This is a genomic window from Cryobacterium sp. Hb1, from assembly GCF_004403585.1.
In the GTDB taxonomy this organism is placed as follows: Bacteria; Actinomycetota; Actinomycetes; order Actinomycetales; family Microbacteriaceae; genus Cryobacterium; species Cryobacterium lyxosi.
This window is the reverse complement of sequence record NZ_SOHI01000008.1, coordinates 369,479-392,707: the sequence shown is the minus strand read 5'-3', so window position 1 is coordinate 392,707 and position 23,229 is coordinate 369,479. Positions and strand designations below refer to the sequence as shown.

The 23,229-nt window shown below is 62.5% G+C and carries 20 protein-coding genes; 19 read left to right on the top strand and 1 reads right to left on the bottom strand.

From position 1 onward, the window contains the following. The first annotated feature begins 121 nt into the window (after positions 1-121). Positions 122-1,354, top strand: a complete 1,233-nt coding sequence (locus tag E3T38_RS03750) for a DUF262 domain-containing protein (RefSeq protein WP_166805403.1) — start codon at positions 122-124, stop codon at positions 1,352-1,354. Positions 1,355-1,356: 2 nt separating this feature from the next. Beyond that, the gene (locus tag E3T38_RS03745; RefSeq protein ID WP_134546253.1) at positions 1,357-2,004 is read left to right on the top strand and encodes a DUF4145 domain-containing protein; all 648 of its coding nucleotides are present in this window, start codon (positions 1,357-1,359) and stop codon (positions 2,002-2,004) included. A 618-nt stretch (positions 2,005-2,622) separates the two neighbouring features. Here E3T38_RS03745 and E3T38_RS03740 read toward each other — a convergent pair. Continuing rightward, a complete protein-coding gene (locus tag E3T38_RS03740; RefSeq protein ID WP_134546251.1) occupies positions 2,623-4,233 on the bottom strand; it encodes an HNH endonuclease signature motif containing protein in 1,611 nt (536 codons plus the stop codon). Between the two features lie 378 nt (positions 4,234-4,611). Here E3T38_RS03740 and E3T38_RS03735 point away from each other — a divergent pair, with 378 nt between their 5' ends. The 17 genes from E3T38_RS03735 (at position 4,612) to E3T38_RS03655 (ending at position 23,200) form a co-directional block, all read left to right on the top strand. Continuing rightward, positions 4,612-6,333, top strand: coding sequence for a GspE/PulE family protein (locus E3T38_RS03735; protein WP_134546250.1), 1,722 nt, complete (start codon positions 4,612-4,614; stop codon positions 6,331-6,333). Between the two features lie 48 nt (positions 6,334-6,381). Further along, positions 6,382-7,671 carry a type IV pilus twitching motility protein PilT gene (locus E3T38_RS03730; protein WP_304562062.1) on the top strand — a complete coding sequence of 430 codons (1,290 nt, stop codon included), beginning with the start codon at positions 6,382-6,384 and terminating at the stop codon, positions 7,669-7,671. After that, positions 7,672-8,901: a type II secretion system F family protein gene (locus E3T38_RS03725; RefSeq protein WP_134546248.1), complete on the top strand. Its 1,230-nt coding sequence runs from the start codon at positions 7,672-7,674 to the stop codon at positions 8,899-8,901. A 152-nt stretch (positions 8,902-9,053) separates the two neighbouring features. After that, complete coding sequence (locus tag E3T38_RS03720) at positions 9,054-9,509, top strand: prepilin-type N-terminal cleavage/methylation domain-containing protein (protein WP_134546246.1); 456 nt, start codon at positions 9,054-9,056, stop codon at positions 9,507-9,509. A 146-nt stretch (positions 9,510-9,655) separates the two neighbouring features. Beyond that, positions 9,656-10,018 carry a hypothetical protein gene (locus E3T38_RS03715; RefSeq protein WP_104200482.1) on the top strand — a complete coding sequence of 121 codons (363 nt, stop codon included), beginning with the start codon at positions 9,656-9,658 and terminating at the stop codon, positions 10,016-10,018. Positions 10,019-10,026: 8 nt separating this feature from the next. After that, complete coding sequence (locus tag E3T38_RS03710; protein ID WP_134546244.1) at positions 10,027-10,701, top strand: hypothetical protein; 675 nt, start codon at positions 10,027-10,029, stop codon at positions 10,699-10,701. Next, positions 10,692-12,344 carry a polymer-forming cytoskeletal protein gene (locus E3T38_RS03705; RefSeq protein WP_134546242.1) on the top strand — a complete coding sequence of 551 codons (1,653 nt, stop codon included), beginning with the start codon at positions 10,692-10,694 and terminating at the stop codon, positions 12,342-12,344. Before E3T38_RS03710 ends, E3T38_RS03705 begins: the two co-directional genes overlap by 10 nt. Continuing rightward, the gene (locus E3T38_RS03700; RefSeq protein ID WP_134546240.1) at positions 12,337-13,179 is read left to right on the top strand and encodes an A24 family peptidase; all 843 of its coding nucleotides are present in this window, start codon (positions 12,337-12,339) and stop codon (positions 13,177-13,179) included. Before E3T38_RS03705 ends, E3T38_RS03700 begins: the two co-directional genes overlap by 8 nt. Positions 13,180-13,250: 71 nt before the next feature. Further along, complete coding sequence (pilM, locus tag E3T38_RS03695; protein WP_134546238.1) at positions 13,251-14,303, top strand: type IV pilus assembly protein PilM; 1,053 nt, start codon at positions 13,251-13,253, stop codon at positions 14,301-14,303. After that, positions 14,300-14,959, top strand: coding sequence for a hypothetical protein (locus E3T38_RS03690; protein ID WP_134546236.1), 660 nt, complete (start codon positions 14,300-14,302; stop codon positions 14,957-14,959). Before pilM ends, E3T38_RS03690 begins: the two co-directional genes overlap by 4 nt. A 4-nt stretch (positions 14,960-14,963) precedes the next feature. Beyond that, complete coding sequence (locus E3T38_RS03685; protein ID WP_134546234.1) at positions 14,964-15,632, top strand: hypothetical protein; 669 nt, start codon at positions 14,964-14,966, stop codon at positions 15,630-15,632. A 219-nt stretch (positions 15,633-15,851) separates the two neighbouring features. Continuing rightward, positions 15,852-17,261, top strand: coding sequence for a type IV pilus twitching motility protein PilT (locus tag E3T38_RS03680; RefSeq protein ID WP_304562046.1), 1,410 nt, complete (start codon positions 15,852-15,854; stop codon positions 17,259-17,261). After that, the gene (locus tag E3T38_RS03675; protein ID WP_134546232.1) at positions 17,261-18,490 is read left to right on the top strand and encodes a type II secretion system F family protein; all 1,230 of its coding nucleotides are present in this window, start codon (positions 17,261-17,263) and stop codon (positions 18,488-18,490) included. The genes E3T38_RS03680 and E3T38_RS03675 overlap by 1 nt, the downstream gene beginning before the upstream one ends. Positions 18,491-18,746: 256 nt before the next feature. After that, the gene (locus E3T38_RS17335; protein ID WP_198417289.1) at positions 18,747-19,205 is read left to right on the top strand and encodes a type II secretion system protein; all 459 of its coding nucleotides are present in this window, start codon (positions 18,747-18,749) and stop codon (positions 19,203-19,205) included. A 142-nt stretch (positions 19,206-19,347) separates the two neighbouring features. Beyond that, positions 19,348-20,748, top strand: coding sequence for a prepilin-type N-terminal cleavage/methylation domain-containing protein (locus tag E3T38_RS03665; protein WP_166805402.1), 1,401 nt, complete (start codon positions 19,348-19,350; stop codon positions 20,746-20,748). Further along, a complete protein-coding gene (locus tag E3T38_RS03660; RefSeq protein WP_370448983.1) occupies positions 20,748-21,422 on the top strand; it encodes a type II secretion system protein J in 675 nt (224 codons plus the stop codon). Before E3T38_RS03665 ends, E3T38_RS03660 begins: the two co-directional genes overlap by 1 nt. After that, on the top strand, positions 21,419-23,200 hold the full coding sequence (locus tag E3T38_RS03655; RefSeq protein WP_241984270.1) for a hypothetical protein: 1,782 nt from the start codon (positions 21,419-21,421) through the stop codon (positions 23,198-23,200). The genes E3T38_RS03660 and E3T38_RS03655 overlap by 4 nt, the downstream gene beginning before the upstream one ends. Positions 23,201-23,229 lie beyond the last annotated feature (29 nt).

Genomic DNA, 23,229 nt, shown 5'->3' with positions numbered 1-23,229 from the left:
CTTCAGCGCGCCTCCGACGTGTCCCGCAAGTAGTGCGGCGCGCCCTATCCTGGCTTCTATGCGATGCACGCGAGAAGACTTCACTCTGGCACGGTTCAACCGCGAGAGAAACCTGACCAACATGAAACCGTTATACCAACGCGAGGATGGCATTTGGTCCAAAGCTAAACAGCAGCTCTTCATCGATTCTGTCGTAAATGGATACGACATCCCGAAGATCTATATGCACAAGGTAGATCCCAACCGCGGTGGGTTCGAGTACGCCGTTGTTGACGGCAAACAGCGGGTCTCGACACTCCTCACGTTCATTGACGGCAATCTTGAGTTCGCGGAAGACTTCTCCTATTCGGGTATCCCTTGCTCTGACCCGCCCCGTCCTGGTCAGAAGTTCTCAGAGTTGGCCGAGGCGACTAAAGAAATTATTAAAGAGAACTCACTTGACGTGGTGCTGATTCACACGGCTGACGAGGACGAAATCGAGGAGTTGTTCTCGCGTCTCAACAACGGCGAGAAGTTGAACGCTGCTGAGAGCAGGAACGCTTTGCGCGGTAAAATGAACGAAATGATTAGAAGCCTCGCTACCGAGAGGTTCTTTACCGAAAAATTGAAGTTCGCGAACACTCGCTACTCCCACTATGAGGTGGCGTGCAAGCTGCTTTATCTGGAACAACAGCTTCGCCGGTCTGGTGGGCTCGGATATGTGGATCTGAAGAAGAAGTACCTCGACGCGTTCGTGGCCGACAACGCGGCTCTCAGCCTCACTGAATCCACCCGGCTGATGGACGCCGTGAAAGCTCAACTTCGGGCAATCGAGCCTGTATTTGACCGAGCCGATCTGGAACTCTCCAAGCAATCGTACCCGCAGCTCATGTTCTTGTTTTGCCGCCAGATCCTCGACCGTTATGGCGCATCTGACCTGAAAGCTCGCATGAAGAGCTTCCTGACAGAGTTCAGGTTGGAGAGAGCCACGAACCTGACCCGCGACGAAGACCATCGCGATGCGGAGCTTTCTGAGTACGGGAGATTAACGCAGCAGGGAACGAACGATGCGGGAAGTATGAAATCCCGCGTAGAAATCCTGACCAAGCGTTTCCTGCGTGCAAACCCGGAGGTTGAGCTCTTGGACCCGAGGCGGGCCTTCACACTCGAGGAGAGATGGGTGCTTTGGCATTTTGCAGGGAAGAAGTGCCAATCCTGTCGAGTGGATCTCGAAAACCTGGACGACATGGACGGCGATCACATCGTGTGGCATTCAGAAGGAGGTCCGACTTCGTTAGCAAACGCTCGGGCGCTCTGTATCAAGTGCAACAGAGCGCACCTTGCCGAAGAAATTGCCGAAGAAGTCGAGGAATAGCCGTGGGACACGCACTGAATAACCTGCACGTGATCACAGCCACACATAGTCGTTACGACCGCACCGACTCCGAGGCGCTTGCCCTATCAGGGTGCGCGCAATGTGGCGGTACTCAGATGATCGTTCTGGCCCACACGGATACCGGCCAAGCGTGGTATCGATGCGGAAACTGCGGACTCGGGCAGGTGAACAACTTCGGGTCCGTTTCACCTGCCATCGCGCCGCTCTCGAATCCGCAGGGCGTAACTGGCTCGGAACTCAGCATCTGGGCCGAAGTGCGCAGATGCCTCGCAGTAGCGGCGCCCACTGCAGCTGTCATGCTGTGTCGGAAGCTTCTATTCCATATCGCGGTGGACAACGGATTACCTGCGAAGAACGACAAAGACAGAGCCCCCACTTACACCGAGGCTGTGAAATCTCTAGAAGATGCCGAAGTCATAACTAAGAAGATGCGCCCATGGGTGGACCGCATAAAGGACGTGGGGAACGATGCAAACCACGAGATCGCGCCGGTCACAATGGAAAGTGCACTGGACGTGGCGCGATTTACGGAACAGGTTTTGCGGCTCGCCTACGAGATGGACGCGCTAATGGACGGCGACGTAAACGGTGCCCCGCCCGACATAGAAGGACTCACTCTTCGCTTGTAGCTCGCATTGCCTGGGGTCGTATTCACGGTTTGACGCGTTCGGGGTCTTGGCCTGTTCGGGGTCAGCCCCAGGAACGCGGTATCGACCTCAGTACCTCATGCGCAATTTGGCGTATAGATCCAGGAACAGGCGAGCCGAAAGCAGTCTCATTCCCTCCTCCGAAAGCGGCATATCCGAGCGAGTTGCTGCGCGAGAGTCGATGGTATGCCGCGTCAACTTCCGGATCGATGTGGCCGCCGCCATCTTGATTGCAGAGTGCAAGAACTAGCTGGCGACGTGAGAAATCGTTTCTGGCGTCATCCCGCACAACGCTAAGACCCCACCAATCGTCGAAAGCCAGCGCTCGCCCTGCCGCTGGCTCGCGAGTCTTACCGAAGGCAGTGGGTCGGTTCAGATGGGTACGATGCTGATAGTCGTCGAGCACTGGGACATAGCCTGGCTCGACATTTCCAGACTCATCCACAATTGTCATGCGCATGGTCACCAGATTGGCCGACGTGGCAAGGTTCGACTCCAGCATCTGTCCCGCAGTATCCAAGAATCGCATTTGGGCTTTTAAACCGAGAAGGCCCAGGAGCGAGTGGCTTGCTCCCGTGTCATGTAGCAGGACTCGTAAGTTCAAGCTGGCTTGCTTCGCGTACGCAGTCTTGCCTTCATCGAACCGCACGCAACTGTCGCGTAAGAATTGAATCTGTTCTCGAAGATGTTGTCGTAGCTCATCATCTGATTGTGCAACTCGCGCCATTTACGCCTCCTCGCAAACGATATCAAGCTACGCCGCGAGAGCACCGTGCGGTCGTATTTGTGATTGACGCCGTTGTCGATGTTGGTGGGGCCGTGTTGGTGCCAGGGGATGACGTGGTGGATTTCGCTCCAGCGGGCGGGGATGGTGCAGCCGGGGATGATGCAGCTTTCGTCGCGGGCGGATATCGCGGCGCGTTGTTTGGGGGTGAAGCAGCGGACGGTGTCGCCGAGGTGGAGGATGTTGCCGGTGGTGCCGAAGATGACGTGTTGGGCGCCGCCGGCGCAGATGGCTTCTGTTACCCGGCGAAACGAGATGGGGGCGTCGACGCCGTCGATCCAGCCGACGCCGCGTTCGTGTTTGAGGTCGGTGGCGTTGATGTGGATCATGACGGTGGGGGCGGCGCCGCCCATCGCGGGGGTCTTCGGATCGCGCGCGGCCGCTTCGAACACGAAGCGGAGGATGTCGGCGCGTTTCTCACCGGCAGTGCGGGAGTCGCCGTCGTAGCGGGAATCGCCGGTGAACGGGTCGGCACTGAACCGGTCGGCACTGAACGGGTCGGCACTGAACGGGTCGGCACTGAGTCGCTCACCGTCCACGCTCGTGTCGTCGATGTGAAGACCGTCTAACTCACTGTTGCTGTCGGTGAGGGGTGTGGTGGGTTCGAACCGTGGCGTGCGAGACCGGGCCGACAGGTAGGTGTCGAAGAGGGTGTCCATGATGCCGCGCAGCTCCGGAGTGACATCGGCGCGCAGCGGGTATAAGCCGTGGCGCAGCAGCCCGAACGTCAACGTACTTCTCGCTTCGACGATGTCGTCGTTGGGGGCGGCGCCGTCGGGATCGAGCCGGCCCTGCCACTCCAAGGCTTGCGCCCGCAGCAGGTCAGGCGCGAAGCGGATGCCGGCGCCGGGTAGTCCGGCAGTTTCCGGGGTGATCGCTCCGGTCGCGGAGGCGACCAGGGCACGTTCCACATGGTCAAGGTCATCCTGCAGAACTTTTCCATGCAGGGCGGTGAGGGTGCCGGCGATGATCTCTGCCGATTCCAGGCCGAGGTCGCCGCTGACCAGGCCTTCGGCGATGACCGCGTACCGCGCTGGTACGGGCAGGCCCATCGGCGTGCGTTCCACGACGGTTTCGCCCAGCTTCAGACGGCGTTTCGCTTCGCGGCTGGAGATACCGGCAAGTTGGCTGATGAATTCGACCCGGTTACGGCATCCGTTCTGGTAGGCGAGGGACCCGTTGCCACGGTCGGTCTCAGCGCGCACGCCGATGTCGGTGGTGGCTCGTAGCCTGGCACCATCAACCTTGCGACCGAGTTCTTCCAACGCCGCCAGAACCGCGATGGCTTCAGCATCGTCCAGGTGACCAAACCGTGTTCCATCCAGAACAGAGCCCAGCAATGCACCAGCCTGACCGATGACGAAAACCCGAGAACCCTCAGGTTCCGGCACGGAGCCGGATGCAGCGGACGGGGCGGTGAGGGTCATGGCGTCAGTGCCTCCTTCACCCACAATGATAACCCGAATCGACCACTAAAGCGAGTAAATCTCAGCATAAAAGTGATGCCAGATCAGAAGTTTCTTCTCATCAACGAGCGCGGAGAAATGGTTGTTTTAGGAAGCAACGATTTACCCGCTCTCGCGAGATAGACCGCAACGGGGGTGGACCAACGATCTCTCACGGAATTCATCATGGGCAAAGTTACCCCTGAACTGGGTCCGCTATAGGGGGCGGTACCACCGGTGGGAACGGGTTCAGCCGTCGCCCACCGCGATAACGTAAGGAGTCAGTGTCGTGCCGCGACTGCGGTGTGCCTCCACGGGGCACATTGAGCTGACTGAGAACCCCGGGGGAGCCGCGCACACGTGACCAGCCTGACCGAAATTTTAATCGTGCACGGTTTGCTCCCAACCGAGCGGCTCGACACCGTGCGGTTGAACGAACGCGCTGACGAAGCTATGGTGCGCAACCTGGTCGAGGTGGGCACGATCACCGAGTTGCAGTTCGCCAAGGCGCGTGCCGAGCAGAAAAACCTGCCGTTTGTCGAGCTGCTGGACTATCCCGTTGACCGGCTGGCCGTGGCCAAAGTGCCCGCCGCCGTCTGCCGCCGCGCCAATGTGCTCCCCATCGGCTTCGAAGACGGTCGTCTCGTGGTGGCCATGGTCAACCCCGGCGACGTGTTCGCAGTGGACGACGTGCGCGAGGCTGCCCGTATGCGGGTCAGCCCGGTCGTCGTCGAGCCGTCTGATCTGCAAGCGGCCATCGCCCGCTACCATCGTGCCGACAACGAGCTGATCGACCTCAGCACCACCCTCACGGCCGACAGTGAGGAGCCCGACGACACGACGACACCTGCCGAAACGGATGACGCAGCACCGATCGTGCGCTTCGTCAACCTGTTGGTCAGTCAGGCGATTCAGGACAAAGCGTCGGATATTCACATTGAACCCGGCGAGAACGACGTGCGCGTGCGCTACCGCATCGACGGCGTGTTGCACGAGATGCAGAAGGCGCCGTCAACCATCGCCGGCGGCGTCACCTCGCGCATCAAGATCATGAGCGACCTTGATATCGCCGAGCGCCGCAAACCTCAGGATGGCCGCATGTCCGTGCACCACAACGGTCGTACGGTCGACCTGCGGGTGGCCATTCTGCCCACGGTCTGGGGTGAAAAGGTTGTTCTGCGAATTCTTGACAACGCGACCTCGTCGATGAGTATGGAGGGCCTCAACCTGCTCACCGATAACTTCAACGAGTACGCGATGGCGTACACCAAGCCCTACGGCATGATTCTGGTCACCGGGCCGACCGGTTCGGGCAAGTCGACCACCCTCTACACGACACTGCACGCTATCAACCGGCCGGAGATCAATGTGATCACCGTCGAGGACCCGGTCGAGTACCGCATGCACGGGGTCAACCAGGTGCAGGTGAACCGCAAGGCGGGCCTTACCTTCGCCGTGGCGCTGCGTTCCATTCTGCGTGCAGACCCCGACGTCGTGCTACTCGGTGAGATTCGAGACCAGGAGACCGCAAAGATCGCCATTGAGGCCTCGCTCACCGGTCACCTCGTGCTGTCGACCCTGCACACCAATGACGCGCCAAGCGCCATGACCCGGTTGATCGAGATGGGTATCGAGCCGTTTCTGGTGGGTTCGGCACTGGACTGCGTTGTGGCGCAGCGGCTGGCCCGGCGCCTGTGCGACCGTTGCAAGGTACCCGATGATCGCACCGACCTGGCCTCTTTGGGTTTTGTGGTCAATCCGACGGTGGGTTACGTCTCGAACCGTTCTATGGTCATGCCGGAGATCGGTCCGGCCATCGATCCCACCACAACAGGCACCATCATCTATAAGCCCGCCGGGTGCGCCAGCTGCTCGCAGACGGGCTACCGCGGACGACTCGGCATTCACGAGGTCATGACGGTGTCCGAAGAAATCGAGCGGCTCACCGTGGCACGCGCCTCGAGCGCGCAGATCGCAGCCGCGGCACGCAAGCAGGGAATGATCACCATGCGTGAAGACGGCTGGGCCAAGGTCGCCCTCGGGCTGACCTCGATCGACGAGGTGCTCCGTGTGGTTTCCTAGCGTCTGGGATGGCGCGGTTGGTCACCGACGGACCGCGCAGGTACCTCAGTGAGGTCGCCCGACTTCGGTTATGCCGTGCAGGAATCCGATGACATCGAATATGGGGAGCCGGCCGCTGCCGCGCCCGTCTCTACCATTGATATCCGTGCCAGGAGGCTTGTACGGTCCGAATCATCGGCACAATTCAGCACGCCGATGCCCGATCCCGATCTGCTCACGGCCCTTCGACTCGTGTTGAACGAGGGAGCGAGCGACTTACATATTTCCGGCGGTGCACCGCCAAGCATGCGCGTTGACGGTTTTCTGCGGCCGATTCCCGGTTGGGATCGTTGGTCGCCCGAGAAGGTCGCCTCCGCTCTCAGGAGCATTCTCTCGCCCGGGCAGGGGAAGGAATTCGATCGGGAACTCGAGCTCGACTTCGCCCACACGGAGGGAAGCACCCGCTTTCGGGTCAACTTCTACCAGCAGCGCAACACGGTCGGTGGCGCCTTTCGTCTCATTCCGAATGAGATCAAATCGTTGGCCGAGCTGGGTATTCCGGAATCTGTGGCACGGTTTGCACACCTCCCGCGAGGCCTCGTGCTGGTCACCGGTCCCACCGGCTCCGGCAAGACCACGACCCTGGCCGCAATGGTTGACCTGGTGAATCGCACCCGAGACGACCACATCGTGACGGTGGAGGACCCGATCGAGTTCATTCACGAGGGCAAGAAAGCGATGGTCAGCCAGCGTGAGGTCGGGCAGGATACGCACAGCTTCGCATCCGCTCTGAAGCACGTGCTGCGCCAGGACCCCAACGTTATATTGATTGGCGAGCTGCGTGACCTCGAGACGATCTCGGTCGCTTTAACCGCCGCTGAGACCGGCCACCTCGTTTTATCCACCCTGCATACTCAGGATGCGGCCCAGACCATCGACCGCATGATCGACGTTTTTCCGCCGCACCAGCAGGCGCAAGTGCGCGCGCAGTTAGCGGCGACCCTGCGCGGGGTGGTCTGCCAGACACTCGTGCGCAAGATCGGCGGCGGACGCGTGGTCGCGACTGAAATTCTGGTGACCACGGCAGCCATCGCAAACCTCGTGAGAGAAGGCAAGACGCACCAGATAGCTTCGGCGCTGCAGTCGGGGCGATCGCTTGGCATGCACACCATGGACCAGCACCTGGCCGAACTCGTGGACGCCGGCCAGATCACCCGTGAGGCCGCCGAGGAGAAGGCAATGGACGTCGAGGTGCTCAGGCAGCTCGTGCACCGGGTTGATCCGACAGGTGTTCCGGTGGGCCGCCTGGGCGCTGGCGAAATTGACTTCAACGATTCGTTTTCGCCCGGGAGGCGTTAGATGTCCATCGAAACCTCTTTCAGCTACACCAGTCGGGACTCCCGCGACCGCGTGGTCAAAGGCCGTATGGACGCGGCGTCGGAGCGGGCAGCGCTTTCACAACTGCGCACCATGGGACTCTCGCCCATTACAATCGCGCCGGCCCGTAAACTCACGAGGCTTCACGCAGATCTGAGCATCCCGGGGTTTCAGAAGCCCATCGGCCTGACCGACCTCGCCGTGATGAGCCGTCAGATGGCGACCATGACCCAGGCCGGGCTGTCGCTTTTGCGCACACTGAATATCCTCTCGGGGCAGACCGAGAATAAGCAGCTCGCCCAGGTGCTCGCAGTCATTCGCAGCGATGTCGAGACCGGTGTGTCACTCTCAGAGGCCTTCGATAAGCACGACGTGGTGTTTCCGCCGATTATGATCAACCTGGTGCGCGCGGGGGAGATCGGTGGTTTTCTCGAAGACGCCCTCAACTCCATCGCCGACAACTTCGAGTCCGAGGTGAAACTGCGTGACACGATCAAGAGCGCGCTCGCCTACCCGGTGATCGTGCTGGTCATGGCGCTTCTCGCCGTGGTGGGGATGCTCATCTTTATCGTTCCCGTTTTCGAGAAGATGTTCCAGGGTCTCGGTGGCGACCTGCCCCCGGCCACTCAAGTGCTCGTCGTGCTCTCCAACGGCATGATCTGGGTGGCCCCGGTACTACTCATTGCCGTCATCGTTTTCTCGGTGTGGTGGCGCAAGAACAAGCACAGCCTGGCCGTGCGCCGCGTGGTCGACCCGTTCAAGCTCAAGCTGCCCGTGTTCGGCCTACTGCTCACCAAGCTTGCCATTGCACGGTTCAGCCGCAACTTCGCGACCATGATCGGCGCCGGCGTGCCGATACTGCACTCGCTCAAGATCGTCGGCGAGACCTCGGGTAACTATGTCATCGAGTCTGCCCTCGGCAAGGTGCAGGAATCGGTGAGTCAGGGCCGCTCCATCGCAACACCGCTCGCCCTCGAGCCGATTTTTCCGGCCATGGTCACGCAGATGATCGCCGTGGGAGAGGATGCCGGTGCGCTCGAGCAGATGCTCACCAAGATCGCCGATTTCTACGACCAGGAAGTGCAGTCGACCACTGAGCAGCTCACCGCACTCATCGAGCCACTCATGATTGCCGTCATTGGCGTGATTATCGGCAGTATGGTCGTGGCCCTCTACCTGCCCATGTTCAGCGTTTTCGACTATGTCAAATAGCAGTCAGGAGTTCTAGCCCTGTTTAGGCTGCACTCCCACTGGGGGTAGTCGGCCCGCCGAAAAAACAGCGGTACACCGTGGAGGCCAACTTAGGCTTGAAAACGGGCAAGCCACTGCATTGCTACCTGCTGAACAACGCAAAGGACACACATATGAACCGCTTCTTCACAACAGCCTTGGTCAATAAGCGCACGGCCCTCGGCGAGAAGGAGAAGGGCTTCACGCTCATCGAGCTTCTCGTGGTGGTACTTATTCTCGGCGTTCTCGCCGCGATCGCCATCCCGATCTACCTGGGCCAGCAGGACAAGGCCAAGGACAGCGCTGTGGCCGCCTCGATCACCAACGCTAAGACCGCCGTTGTTGCGGAACTGGTCACTGGAAAAGCTGGGTCGACCATCACCATCGCCACTCTTGACGGCTACACAGCAAGCACGGACATTACAGTCCTTTACGCGTGGACTCCAGGAAGCGCAACGGCGACTCCTGCAACTAAGGACTCCTTCGTAGTTTCGGGTTATTGGACCCCGGGCTCAGCCGGAAACGTGGCTAGCGAGGAAAACCACGGGCACACCATTAGCGACGCTGGTGCGTCCGTCAAGATCGAATAGCAGGGTGCAAACGTTGATTTGATCCGGCGGGGGGCCCAGTGCACACTGTCGGGCAACCCCGGACTGGTCGTAGAGGAAAGGATATAGATTTAGTGCAACGTGGCTCAACAACCATTTCCAAATCTTCTTTCGAGGCAGGCTTTGGCATGATCGAGATCGTCGTGTCGATGCTGCTTCTCTCCCTGCTCGCCATAGCCTTTCTGCCGATGCTCGTCACGTCGTTGCGTGTCTCGGTCTCCAATACCACCCTCGCCTCGGCCACCCAGCTCGTCGCCACTCAGATGGAGAACATCCGTTCCATCGGCACAACCTGCGCGCCGCTCCGCTCGCACGCTGCCACGCCGCCGGCCGCCTTCGACCCCGACGGCCGTGCTTTGCAGCCCAGCTTCGATCCGATCACCTGCCCACTCACCTACCCGGCTACAGTGCCGGTGCACGTCTTCGTGACTGAGGTATCGACCAGTGAAATTCTGGCCGAAGCGACCACGAGCATTTTCGTGAACGGCTAGGCCTCGGCATGGTTGCGAGAGCACGTCACCACCAGCACGATGTCGCGTCGGGCACCGGGGCGAACCAGCGGCGACAGCGCGGTGAAGGCGGTTACAGCCTCATTGAACTGCTCATCTATTCGAGCCTGCTCGTGATCATTCTGACCATCGTGGGCGGCATGCTGCTCAACACCCTGACGTCTAAAGCCAAGGTGCTGGAGAGCGCAGACGCAAATGCCGTCAGTCAGCTGATCTCCACGTCGGTACACTCCGGTGTGCGCAATGCCACGGCGCTTCAGGTCACCGATGGCGCGAATCCCGATATCGATGACCAGCTCTTTGTGATCACAGCCGTGAGCAGCGATCCGAAAGCCCTGGCTGCCGAGCGGGTCTGCCAGGCCTGGTTCTACACCGAGTCCAACGGCGGCGCCATGTTCTACCGGCGCGCAGCGGCTCCGCAAACCTTCGTTGCCCCCACGCCGGACGCCCTCGCCAATGACATGAGCGGATGGACCCTGCTGGGTACCGGCTTGTCTGCGGCCTTCGCCCAACCCGTCTTCAACCCTGACGTCACTCCCGACCGCCGGGCCGTCACCGTCAACTTCACAATCAATGCCGGTGGTGACAGCAGCCCGGCGTTGATGTCGACCAAAGTCACGAGCCGCCAGGGCGCGGCACCCTCCACGGAGCCCACATGTTTCTAGTTCGCAAGGCCTTCCTTCTCCTGGCTGGCGAGCGGGGAAGCAGCATGCTCGCCGTGATCGGGCTCATGGCCGTGGCGGCAGTGGCCACCGTCGCCGTTGCTGGTTCCACCATGAACTCTCTCGGTGTGAGCAGCGCGACCCGCGCCGGAGTGCAGGCGCAATCGGCGGCGGAAGCGGGTATCGACGATGCCCTTCTCAAGTTGACCAACAACACCTGCACGGTGGCGAACTGGAGCACCAGCAGCCCGGCTGCGGCGGTGTCGGTCTCCTACTCCACCAGTGCCATCTCTGACAACTGGTTCAACGCGTGCCCATCACGGGCAGCGGTTCGGGTCAAAATTCTGGCGACCGGCGAAGCTGTCGATGTCGGTGTCGGGGGCAACACCACGGGCGACGCGCGCACGGTCGAAGCGATCTACGCCTACGTGCCGGCTGACACCGACACTGCCGGCGCAGGCTCCGCCCTCTACTCCCACAATTTCGGAACCTTCGCGGGTTCAAGCCAATTGAACTCCGTCGACGGGTCTGAGCCTGTGGTGCAGGTGCGCCACGACAACGTGTCCTGTGACAGTACCCACAGGGCTGATACCAGCATTCTCAACGCCGATCTGGTGATCGCGGACGGAGGGCTTGCAGTCGGGGCAACCTGCACGATCGTCGGCGATGTCTGGGCCACCGAACCTGTCGCCCTGCACGATTTAGCTCAGGTGCGCGGCAATGTCGTGGCGCCGAGCGCAGAGTCCATCGACGACACCATCATCCACGGCAGTATCTGGACCACGGGGGCGACGGTGCTGGAATCTTCTGCGTGGATCAAGGGTTCGGTCACGGCCGGTTCGCTGAGCATGATCAACAGCGCAAAAATCGACCACGACGCCTGGTCTGCCGGCGAGACGACCATCGGCCACAGCACGAACGTGATCACCGGTCACCTGACGACTCAGTCCCTCGCCAACAGCGGGCCCGGCGTCATCACCGGCGGCACGACAGCGGTTGCGGTCGGTCCCGGAGCGGGTTCAGCACCGGCTCCGGCACCATTTGTGCCCGACTGGGTCGATGTCGATTATGACCTGACAGATTGGCCCGGGTTCCAGGTGGCGACGATGAACCATGGTTGTAGGCTCGCAGACATACAAACAGTCGCAAACTTATTCACGGGTCCGGGAATCATCGACGCCCGCGAGTGCCCTCAGGGCGTTTTCCTGAAGGAGAATAATGTGACCCTGAGCCTGCCCCAGGACCTGGCGATTTTTGCGGATCGATTCGAAATCGGCCTCGACGCGCAGATCGATGCGTCGGGAGCCACGCCTCGCAAACTATGGCTGATCTCGCCCGATGAGACGGCTGACGGATCGCCCACGTGCCGGAATCCCAGCGACTACTCGGACATTACACATGTCTTCATCGTGCAGGCTCCCGTGACGGCCATGCTCTACACGCCGTGCTCGATCGACCTCGGTTTTTCGGCGCAGTGGCGCGGCCAACTCTACGGTGGCACCGTCGGCATGGCCGGCACAGCGACGCTGCACTACGCACCAGTGGGTATCCCCGGAGTCGACCTGTCCACGGGAATGACACCGGGCGCGGGCGAATCGATTGCACACCTCGGCGCACGCGTTTCGATTCGAGACCTGAATGGATAGCACTATCGCGGGGGTATTCGGCATCCTGGGAGCCCTCATCGGCTCTTTTTTGAACGTGGTGATCTACCGCATACCGGCCGGCCGCTCCATCGTCTCCCCGCCGAGTTCGTGCAGCAGCTGCGGCGCGCGCATTCGGCCGTACGACAACATTCCGGTTGTGAGCTGGCTCGTGCTGCGCGGTAAATGTCGCGACTGCCAGGCGCCGATTTCGCCCCGTTACCCGATGGTGGAACTCGGCACCGGGGTCATCTTCGCGGTCGTCGCCCTCTGGGTGTTCTCGACCGTTGATTTTGGCTGGGCGGCTGTCAGTACCAGCGACAACACCCTCGCGATTCAGCTCATCGTGCTCGTGGCGTTCCTCTACCTGGCAGCGATCAGCGTTGCCCTGGCCATGATCGACCTCGACACTCATACCCTGCCGAACAAGATTCTGCTGCCGGCCTATCCGGTCGCCGCCGTGTTACTGACCGCTGCCGCCCTCTTGGCCGGCGAACCGGGTCGGGTGCTGACCGCCCTCATTGGGGCGGCGGCATTGTTCGGTCTTTACCTGGCCCTGGCGCTGATCAGTCCCGGCGGCATGGGGCTCGGTGACGTCAAACTTGCCGGGCTGCTTGGCTTGTACCTCGGCTATCTGGGGTGGGGCCCCCTGATCGTGGGGGCATTCGGCGCCTTTCTGCTCGGCGGCGTGTTCGGGCTTGTTCTGCTCGCCACCCGCAAGGCCAAGCGCCGCAGTGGCATCCCGTTCGGCCCGTGGATGCTCCTGGCGGCCTGGCTTGGCGTTTTTTTCGGTGACCAGATAGCGATCGGCTACCTCACGCTGTACGGCCTCACGTAAGTGGCAATTGTCACCGCCAGGCCCACTCCTCGACCACCGCTTACACATCAAATTCTCACTGGGGGAAACAAATGACTACTCGTGTGGTCGGACTCGACATCGGCACTACCGCCGTGCGCGCCGTAGAGATGCGGGATGCCGAAACGGATCATCCTGTGCTCGTGCGCTGCTATGAAGAGCCGCTGCCCTTTGGCGCGGTCAGTCGCGGTGAGGTACTCGAACCGGCTGTCGTCGCCGCGGCGCTGAAACGGATGTGGTCGAGCGGCGGTTTCACGACCAAGGACGTCGTGCTCGGTATGGGCTACCACCGCATGGTCGTACGCAACCTGACCGTGCCCAAGATGTCGCTGCGCCGCATTCGGGAGTCGCTGCCATTCCAAGTGCAGGACCTGCTGTCGTTTCCCACCGCGGAGGCATTGCTCGACTTCTACCCCATTGCCGAGGTCGACAGCGAGGGCGAGTCTGGCCCGCAAATTTCCGGGCTGCTGATCGCAGCCATGAAAGGAGTCGTGCAGTCGCATATCAAGGCCGCCAGGCTGGCCGGACTGCACGCCGTCACCGTTGACATCATGTCATTCGCTCGCAGTCGTGCCATCAACCGTGCGGTGACCGCCCCCGAGGTGATCGTGCAGATTGATATCGGTGGCGGTTCGTCGAGCGTACTGATCTCTTCGAATGCCGTGCCGCAGTTCGTGCGGGTGATTCCCTCCGGCGGCAATGAGTTCACCAAGGCGCTGCGCGTGCGCCTCGGCCTTGACGAAGAGGCGGCGGAGTTGCTCAAGACGCGGCTGGGCCTACTGGATGAGGTTGCACCAGAAGATGAAATAGCCGCCACCATCATTCGGGAGATCACCTCGGAACTGCTGGAAAGCCTGCGCAACACCATTGCCTACTTCACGAACAGTCGTCCGGAGCTACCCATCGGCCGCATCGTGCTCATGGGCGGGGGCGCTCGGCTTGAAGGGTTCGGTGCCGCGCTCAGCGAGCTGACCCGTTTTCCGGTGGTTCCGGCGCAGCCGTACGGCGCACTCGAGCTCGGTCCCGATGTCAGCCAGGAATATCTCGAAAACTCCCAGTGCACGTTCGTAGCTGCCCTCGGCCTCGCTCTCGGGAGTAAAGCATGAAACGCACAACGGATGGCCGCGAGCTGATCCTCGGCGGGGAGCCACGCGCAGACCTGCTGCCCCCCGAACTCAAGGCCGCCCGCCAGGGCCGGCTGCTCCGCCGAATCATGTCGATCGTTGCGGCCGGCATCGTGCTGGTCGTTATTGCCGCCGTCGCAGCGGTGTCCCTCGAGGCAGGGCGGGCACAGTCCCGGCTCGACGCATCCGAGGCCCGCACCACTGAATTGCTGCTGGAATCTGCAAAATATTCGGAGGTACGCACTGTGCAGAATCAAATCGACCTGACAACGGCGGCGCGGCAGCTGGCTGCTGTCACCGAGGTCGATTGGCGTGCTTACCTGGGGGCCGTCCGGGCAAGTCTGCCCTCTGATGTCACCATCCAGGCGATTACCGTCGGATCCGGCACGCCGTGGGCGGAATACGAGCAGAGCAGCGTTCCCCTGTACAACCCGCGTGTTGCCAGCCTGACGCTGAGCCTCACCAGTCCGACCTTGCCCGCTGTTCCCATGTGGTTGACGAACCTGCGCACGCTTCCCGGCTACGCGGACGCCCACCCCGGTTCGGTGACCCGCACGGAAACCGGCCAGTACGTCGTCGAACTGGTCATCAATATCAATAAAGATGCGCGATCAAATCGCATCGCTGGGGGACAGTGACGCCATGACGCGCAACAGACTATTCGGTGCCGTGCTGATCTTGATCATCGGCACGGCGGTGGTTCTCGGCGGGATGCTGGGGATCGCGCCAAAATTGGAAGAGATTCAGGCCACAACGGCGCAACGTGAGGTCATACTGGCGAAATATGCAGAGCACGAGGCCGATTTGATCGTTCTGAAACAGGACTTTGCCGGAATCGCGGAACTTCGTACCTACCTCGCCACCCTGCAGAGCGGGGTACCGATAGATGCCGGCATTCCCGACTTTCTGGATGAGCTGGAAGTCATCGCCCGCCAGAACAGTGTGACACTGGATTCGCTGGTTATCAGCGATGCCGTTGCCTTTCAGCCCGCCGTGGAACCGGCAGTCGACAGCGGCGCTGTGGCGGCGTCAGGCGCGGGAGCGGATTCCGCAGCCGTCGCATCCGCTGTTCCCGCCACATCGTCGGCACTCATCCCGGAAAACTATCTGGCTATAACCGTTGCACTTTCGATCGCCGGTGCCCACAGTAATCTCTTCGACTTCGTGGCCGGCCTTCAGCACGGCCAGCGCAGCATCGCGATTTCCTCGGTGGCGACCGATACCGGTGCGGGAGAGATCGTGAACGATATGACCGTTCTCGGCACGATCTACGTTCTGCTGGATCCAGATGGTGTGGCGCTCGAGCACTAAGCGGCAGACCCCCAGATCGCGGGCTACCGCCGCGAAACGAGCTTCAATAACGTTGCGCGTGGCGTAGACCTCCCGCGAACAAGACTTACCCTGACTCCATTCTCGCGAGGCCCGCAACGACCGTTCGTCGCACCCTGGGCGAGTGGTCGCGTACCCGAACGGCCGTGCCTGTTCGCGGCAATCAGTACCCGACACGCTTGCTCCGAGAAGGAATCGCTCATGGACGACCCGAAAACCTCCCTGTCGCCAAACGACACCCGCATGCCCGGCGAGCTCACGGGCTTCACCCCGGTATCGGCTAGCGCCGCAGTGAGCGCCACCCATCGCGATGAAATCCGTGTGCTGCCCACCAAGCGTCGGCGCACGCGCGTGGCCCCCCGTAGCGGTCCCGGCGACTGGATTCCGCGCGGTGTCGACCCGGCGGTACCCGATGTGCTCGGCGTACCCGACGTCGACCTGATCGACGCCCTCCATGAGGTGGTGCTGCGGCGGGCGTCCGACCTGCACGTCTCTGTCGCCGCTCCGCCTTGCATTCGCCGCGACGGCGATCTCGGCCCGGTCGGCGCCGGCCCAGCCTGGTCGAGCCTGAAAGCAGACCGGGCCATCCGCAGCATTCTCACCCGGGCCCAGCAGGTCATCTTCGATCGAGACCATGAACTCGATTTCGCCTACACGCTGGAGGACGCCGCGGTCACCGGTGTGTCCAGTCGATTTCGGGTCAACGTGCACCAGCAGCGCGGCGCCGTTGGTGCGGTTTTTCGGCTCATTCCGCACGAGATCAAAGACCTCAAAGCCCTGGGAATCCCGCAATCGGTGTCGGCATTCGCCGGGCTGCCTCGCGGGCTGGTGCTCGTGGCCGGGCCAACCGGCTCGGGAAAATCCACGACGCTGGCAGCCCTTGTCGACCTCGTGAACAGCACCAGGGCCGACCATATCGTCACCGTCGAAGACCCGATCGAGTTTTTGCACGCCCACAAGAAGTCCCTGGTGACCCAACGCGAGGTGGGACACGACACGGCGAGTTTCGCATCCGCTTTGAAGCACGTGTTGCGGCAGGACCCCGACGTGATTCTCATTGGTGAACTGCGCGACCTCGAGACGATCCAGGTAGCGCTGACCGCCGCCGAGACCGGTCACCTCGTGTTCGCGACGCTGCACACGCAGAGCGCGGCGCAAACCATTGACCGTATCATCGACGTCTTTCCGCCGCACCAGCAGAACCAGGTGCGGGCGCAGCTGGCCCAGACCCTGCAGGGCGTGGTCTGCCAGACCCTCGTGAAGTGGGCGAACGGGGCCGGCCGGGTCGCGGCGACCGAGGTTCTCGTCACCGCTCCGGCCATCGCCAACCTCATTCGCGAGGGCAAAACGCACCAGATCGAGTCGATGATGCAGACCGGTCGGGAGCGCGGCATGCACACCATGGACCAGCACCTCGCTGAACTGGTCAACATGGGACAGATCACCCGCGCAGCCGCGCTGGCCAAGGCCCACGATATTGCCGGACTGGAACTGCTCATCCACCGCACCGAACCGGTGGCCGGGGCCTTTGCCTTCGCTGCGGTCGGCGCTGGGTACGACTCCGGCCACGACGCCGACAACAATGTCGGGTTCGCCCGCGCGGTGAACTGATGTCGGCCACACTGGTTTTCAGTTACACCGGTCGCGACACGAGGGGCAGGAACGTCAAGGGACGAGTCGATGCGCAGAACTCGGGTCAGGTGGCCGCGCGACTGAACTCGCAGGGCATCGCTCCGATCTCGATCGTGGAGTCTCCGCCCGCCACCGGTATGGCGCGCTCCATAGCGCTGCCGGGCTTCTCGCGCGGGGTGCGCCTGAAGGATCTCGCTATTCTGAGTCGGCAGTTCGCGACCATGATCTCGGCCGGGCTGTCGCTGCTGCGGGCTCTTTGCATTCTCACCGAGCAGACCGAGAGCAAACCGCTCGCGGCGGTGCTCGCACTGGTGCGGGACGACGTCGAGGCCGGGCAGTCGATCTCGGAGTCGCTCGCGAAGCATCCGCTGGCCTTTCCACCCATCATGATCAGCATGGTGCGGGCCGGCGAAACCGGCGGTTTTCTCGACCAGGCTTTGAACTCGATCGCCGCGAACTTCGAGACGGAGGTCAAGCTGCGCGACACCATCAAGTCGGCCATGACCTACCCGGTGATCGTGCTCTCTATGTCGGTCGCCGCGGTGATGATCATGCTGATCTTCATCGTGCCGATCTTTCAGGATATGTTCGCCGGGCTTGGTGGCTCGTTGCCGCTGCCCACTCAGCTGCTCGTCACCGTGTCCGGATCGATGATCTACGTCGTGCCGATCGCTCTCGTTGCCGGTATCGCGTTCGCCGTGTGGTGGCGTCGCAACAAACACACCGACCGGGTGCGCCGGGTACTCGACCCCCTGCGGCTGAGAGTGCCGGTGTTCGGCCCACTGCAGAAGAAGATCTCCGTGGCACGGTTCAGCCGCAACTTCGCCAACATGCTCGGCGCCGGCGTGCCTATTCTGCACGCCCTCGCGATCGTGGGGGAGACCAGCGGCAACTGGGCCATCGAGAACGCCCTCACCCAGGTAGCCGAGGGCGTGCGCCGCGGACAGTCGGTCTCGGAGCTGCTGCTGGAGCATCCGATCTTTCCGGCCATGGTCACCCAGATGATCGCAGTGGGAGAGGATGCCGGCACGATCGAGCTGATGCTCGACAAAATCGCCGACTTCTACGATCAGGAGGTGCACACTGCCACTGAGCAGCTCACCGCCGTGATTGAGCCGTTGCTGATCGCCTTTCTCGGTGTCGTCATTGGTGGCATGGTCATCGCCCTCTACCTGCCCATCTTCAGCATCGCCAGCATGATCAAGTAGTCCTGATTGTGCGAATACCCTCGCTCGACGGGGGTGTTTGGCGCGCTTGCCCGCCAGCGACTCCCCGTTCGAGTGCCGTTCCTAGTGGGGGTGGGTAAAACCCAAATCACCCGCGAACGTGGGTCGTGGGCGAGAAAATCTCACCCGTAATCTGAAGCTCCGATCGCACCCTCGATCGGAAGAAACACCGCACGGCATTACGAGTTCTTACCCGACTCGCTTCGCACCACCCACTTCCAACCCGAATGGACTCACCATGATTACTCGCCTGCTTGCTTCCCTCAACCTGCGCCGCGCACGCTTCACCGAGAACCAGAGAGGGTTCACGCTGATCGAGTTGCTCGTCGTCGTGATCATCATCGGAATTCTCGCCGCGATCGCCATTCCGGTCTACCTGGGCGTGCAGAACAACGCCAAGGACGCGAGCGTGAAGAGCGACCTGGCCAACGCCAAGACCGCGATTATTTCGTTGCAGACGCAGAACGGCGTGTTGCCGGCAACCGCCGCCAACCCGATGGCGACGACCGTCACTGGCATTACGGCCGCCGGGTTCACCCAGGGTGTGCACTCGAGCACGATCAGCTTCGTGAACCTCTCGCCGTCGACCTTCTGCATCGGCGCTACCAGCGCGACCGGCGCCCAGTACTACGTGACCGACGTCCTCGGAGTCACCAACCGCGCTGGCACCACTGCACCCACGACCTGCACCTGGTAGTGCGGCAGCGGATGCTCCGGCTGACCACTGCATCCGCTCGGCACTAACGCTATACCGGCGTGAGTCGGGGCAGGCTTTCGGGCCGCCCCGGCCGCGCGGTTCTGTTTCAACCCCACACCGTGAATCCCGCGAAGGAGGCCCCGTGCATGCACTGTTACGTCGTCCAGGTCACTCCGATGTACGAGCGAACTCCGAAGCCGGCATCAGCCTCATCGAAATTCTCGTGGCCATGATGATCTTTGCCGTCATCGCCGTCGGTGCGGGTTACGGCATCGTCACATCGCTCTACCTCAGCAACGACGCCCGGTCCCGCGAAGTCGCCACCAACCTGGCCGCCCAGGAGATCGACCTGGCCCGGTCGGCCGGCGACGTATTCAGCGTGCTCGACCGCGACAGCACGGTCGTGCAGAACGGCACCACCTTCTCCGTGCACCGCGCCACAGCCTGGGAGACGTCCACCGGCGCCGATGGTAACTGTGGTTCCGGAGGTGGCCAGCTGCGCTACCGCCACATCAACGTCACTGTCGGCTGGGACAGCATGCGGGCTTCGACCCCGCTCGTGCGCGCCGATAGCGCGCTCGCCCCCGGCAGTCGCATCAACGATCCCGCTCTCGGCACCATCCTCGTGTCGGTGCTCACCGCCGGCGGCGGTGGCGCCGCCGGGGTGTCCATCTCGGCCGTGCCGAACGCGGTACCCAACGGGGCCCAGACCCTGTCCGTCGCTCCGGCCGCAACGGATGCCCAGGGCTGCAGCTACCTGCTCAAGGTCAAGCCCGGCACCTACGACGTCAGCGCTTCCCGCCCCAACTACGTGGACAAGAACCAGGCGACCACCCCGGTGAAGACGGTGGGTGTCGCGGCCGGAACCGCGGCATCCGTTTCGTTCGCCTATGACCTCGCCGGAACGCTCACGGCCCACTACGCCACCAATGTCAGCACCGGAACGACGCTGTTGCCAAGTGACCTGCACACCACCTGGCGCAGCAACTATGCCGCCTACACGCCACTGAATGCCAGCGTCGCGACCACCCAGACCTTTCGGCTGCACCCGTTCGCCTCCGGCTATCAGGTGTTCGCCGGCACCTATGTAGCGCCCACTTCGATCATTCCCGCCACGCCGGCAACGCAGGGTTGTGTCTCGGTCGATCCCGGAGCCTGGACCACTCCGGCCGCGGACGGCGCGATCGGCACGGCTGCGGTTTCGGTAGCGACCTTGCCCGGCGGTGCTGCGAGCGTGAATGTGCCGCTCGGTGTCTTCACCATCACTGGCCTGGCCGGGCAGTATCTCCGGGCCGTGTCCCAGCCCGAGGGGGCAGCGCCAGGTGACCCCGGCTGTGCGCTCGGCACCACTTACACCTTCGGGCCGCTTCCGGTCGGGGCGACGGCGCAGCTCGGTCTGCCGTTTGGCTCGTTCGCGCTGTTCTCCGGAGTGACGAGCGGCACACAAATCGTTCCGGTCGTCGCCGCGAGCGTGACAGTGCAAACCCGGGGGAGTGCGGGCGCCGTTCTCACACTCGATCCGCGCAGGGTGGTGACCCCGTGATGCGCTGGCGCACAATTCAGACCGATCAGACCGGCCTGTCTCTCGTGGAACTGCTCGTGTCGATGGTGTTGCTCAGCGTGACTCTGGTCATGATCTCGGGACTCTACGTGAGCGCGACCCGGGCGCTCGGCTCGGCGTCGGCGCTGGGCACCAATACCCGTGAAGCTTCCAACGGCATGAATGCGATGGCGCGGTCGATTCGCGCCGCCACGGCAAACCCCGTCGCGAGCCCCGCCCTCGCCGACCCCGCCATCTCCGAGGCGAGAAATGAATCACTGACCCTGTATGCCTACGTCAACCTCGGTTTGTCCACCCAGCAGCCGGTGAAAATTCGCCTCGCGGTCGACGCTCAGCGACGCCTGGTCGAGACGCGCTGGGCGTCGATCCCGCACCCCGGTGGCCTCTTCACCTTTGCGACCACCGTGCTGTCCACCCGCATCCTGGCCCAGACCGTGGCACCGTCCGGCAGTGGTCTGCCGCTGTTCAGCTTTGCCGACTCGGCGGGCGTTGTTCTGCCGGTAGGTTCGGCGCTGACCCCGGTGCAGCTGCGCAGCATCGTCACGGTCACGGTCACCCTCACGGTCCAGTCCAGCACTGCGGATGCCCGCAGCGCGGTCACCCTGAGCAATACGGTCGGTATGCCCAACGTGCGCCTCGCCGTGGGGGGACCATGATGGGTGGCGTCGTTCGTCGCGGCTGGCTGTGGCGCACCGGGAGTCTGGCGGCGTCGCCAGAACGCGGAGCAGCCCTTCTCGTCGTGATCGGCATCGGCCTCGTGCTGCTCACCTTGGTCGCGACGGCCATGACCTTCTCGGTCAGCGGCAGCCTCAAAGCCACCGGCGACCAGCACTGGAACGGCGCAATGGCCGCTGCCTACGCCGGGGTCGACGAATACGAGAGCCGGCTCGCCAACGACAACACGTATTACCGATTCGGCAACCCCACTGCGGCGTTCAGTTCCAGCAGTACGCTTACCGCGCCCGCCGTGGCCAATCCAGCCTTTGGAATCGGCGCAACCGGCAGCTGGGCGAGTGTCGCCGGCGGCGACGGCACCGCGTCGTTTCGCTACGAGGTCGATAACTCGGCCTACTCCTCGTCGGGGGTGCTGCGCATCCGCTCGACGGGGCGGGTCGGAACCAAAACCCGCAGCGTCGTCGCCAACCTCAAACAAGCAGGCTTCATCGACTTTCTGTATTTCACCATGTACGAGATTCAGGATCCCGTTCAAAGTGGCGCGACCAACCCTGCCTGCGCCGACACCTACGCCTGGGCGGGGCGGCCGGCGCCAACCGGCGGCTCGACCGTGTGCAGCGACGTCGCGTTCGGTGGTGGCGACGTGCTGAACGGCCCGGTTCATTCCAATGACACCATCCGAGTGTGCCAGGCGACGTTCAATGGAAAAGTCAGCACGGGCAATCCCGGGGGGAACTACCTGCGCCGGACCTCCTCCGGCTCGAGCTGCACCGGGCAGGTGTTCAACGCCGGCCTGCCAACCAACAGCCCCGTCATCGCGATGCCCGCCACGAACGCGTCGTTGCGGAGTGAGACCCGCACCGACGCCGGCATCGCCGAACCCGGCTGCCTCTACACCGGGCCCACCAGTATCGTGATGAACTCAAACGGCACCATGACCGTCCGCTCACCGTGGAGCAAAGCTACCCGGGTCGTCGGCGAACCGGCTTCATCGGGCAGCATGCCCGCGGCCTGCGGAGTGCCCGGCACCGCAACCGGCGCACTCGGATCCACTGGCGGCGCCACCGTACCGGTATTGAACGCCAACCTGTTGTTCGTGCAAAGCGTGCCGCTGCTGCCGGCCGACCCCAATTTCCGGAGCGATACCGCCTGGCCGAGCGGCCAGAGCGCCGCGACCTGCGCGGCCGGTAACGGCATCGGCTTTCCCCGGTCGAACGAGAACGTGGCCTCCATTCCTACCTCGTACGGCTGCCGCCACGGTGACGCCTTCATCAAGGGCACGCTAGCCGGCACCATGACCGTCGCCACTGACAATTTTCTTTATGTCACCGGTGACATCATCTATGCCGATAGCGCCGTCGATGTGCTCGGTTTGGTCGCGCAAAACGCCCTGTGGATCTGGAACCCGGTCTGTGTCGGCAGCTGCCCGGCCGGCGCCGGCGCGATGCTGCCCGATAACCGCCGCATCGACGCGGCCATGCTGTCGCTCGACCACACCGTGCAGGTGCAGAACAACGATCGCGGCGGCAACCAGGGCGTGCTCACCGTCAAGGGATCGCTTGCCCAGAAATACCGCGGCATCGTGCGGGTGGCCAACAGCAGCGGCGTCCACGGTTACAGCAAGAACTACACCTACGATCCGCGCTTTCGCTACATCGCACCCCCCAAATATCTTTCTCCGGTAGCCGCGACCTACAGCGTGAACCTGCTGGTGGAAGTCAGTACGGCGTTCACCGCCGCAGGCGCGTTGATTCCATGAGCATCATTTACGACCACTATATAAAGGAG

What these genes read in the sequence shown, in the direction of transcription:
- E3T38_RS03750 (WP_166805403.1), top strand. Translation starts at nt 122, where the DNA reads ATGAAACCGTTATACCAACGCGAGGATGGCATTTGGTCCAAAGCTAAA.
- E3T38_RS03740 (WP_134546251.1), bottom strand. Translation starts at nt 4,233, where the DNA reads ATGACCCTCACCGCCCCGTCCGCTGCATCCGGCTCCGTGCCGGAACCT.
- E3T38_RS03725 (WP_134546248.1), top strand. Translation starts at nt 7,672, where the DNA reads ATGTCCATCGAAACCTCTTTCAGCTACACCAGTCGGGACTCCCGCGAC.
- E3T38_RS03720 (WP_134546246.1), top strand. Translation starts at nt 9,054, where the DNA reads ATGAACCGCTTCTTCACAACAGCCTTGGTCAATAAGCGCACGGCCCTC.
- E3T38_RS03715 (WP_104200482.1), top strand. Translation starts at nt 9,656, where the DNA reads ATGATCGAGATCGTCGTGTCGATGCTGCTTCTCTCCCTGCTCGCCATA.
- E3T38_RS03710 (WP_134546244.1), top strand. Translation starts at nt 10,027, where the DNA reads ATGGTTGCGAGAGCACGTCACCACCAGCACGATGTCGCGTCGGGCACC.
- E3T38_RS03705 (WP_134546242.1), top strand. Translation starts at nt 10,692, where the DNA reads ATGTTTCTAGTTCGCAAGGCCTTCCTTCTCCTGGCTGGCGAGCGGGGA.
- E3T38_RS03700 (WP_134546240.1), top strand. Translation starts at nt 12,337, where the DNA reads ATGGATAGCACTATCGCGGGGGTATTCGGCATCCTGGGAGCCCTCATC.
- pilM (WP_134546238.1), top strand. Translation starts at nt 13,251, where the DNA reads ATGACTACTCGTGTGGTCGGACTCGACATCGGCACTACCGCCGTGCGC.
- E3T38_RS03690 (WP_134546236.1), top strand. Translation starts at nt 14,300, where the DNA reads ATGAAACGCACAACGGATGGCCGCGAGCTGATCCTCGGCGGGGAGCCA.
- E3T38_RS03685 (WP_134546234.1), top strand. Translation starts at nt 14,964, where the DNA reads ATGACGCGCAACAGACTATTCGGTGCCGTGCTGATCTTGATCATCGGC.
- E3T38_RS03680 (WP_304562046.1), top strand. Translation starts at nt 15,852, where the DNA reads ATGGACGACCCGAAAACCTCCCTGTCGCCAAACGACACCCGCATGCCC.
- E3T38_RS03675 (WP_134546232.1), top strand. Translation starts at nt 17,261, where the DNA reads ATGTCGGCCACACTGGTTTTCAGTTACACCGGTCGCGACACGAGGGGC.
- E3T38_RS17335 (WP_198417289.1), top strand. Translation starts at nt 18,747, where the DNA reads ATGATTACTCGCCTGCTTGCTTCCCTCAACCTGCGCCGCGCACGCTTC.
- E3T38_RS03660 (WP_370448983.1), top strand. Translation starts at nt 20,748, where the DNA reads ATGCGCTGGCGCACAATTCAGACCGATCAGACCGGCCTGTCTCTCGTG.
- E3T38_RS03655 (WP_241984270.1), top strand. Translation starts at nt 21,419, where the DNA reads ATGATGGGTGGCGTCGTTCGTCGCGGCTGGCTGTGGCGCACCGGGAGT.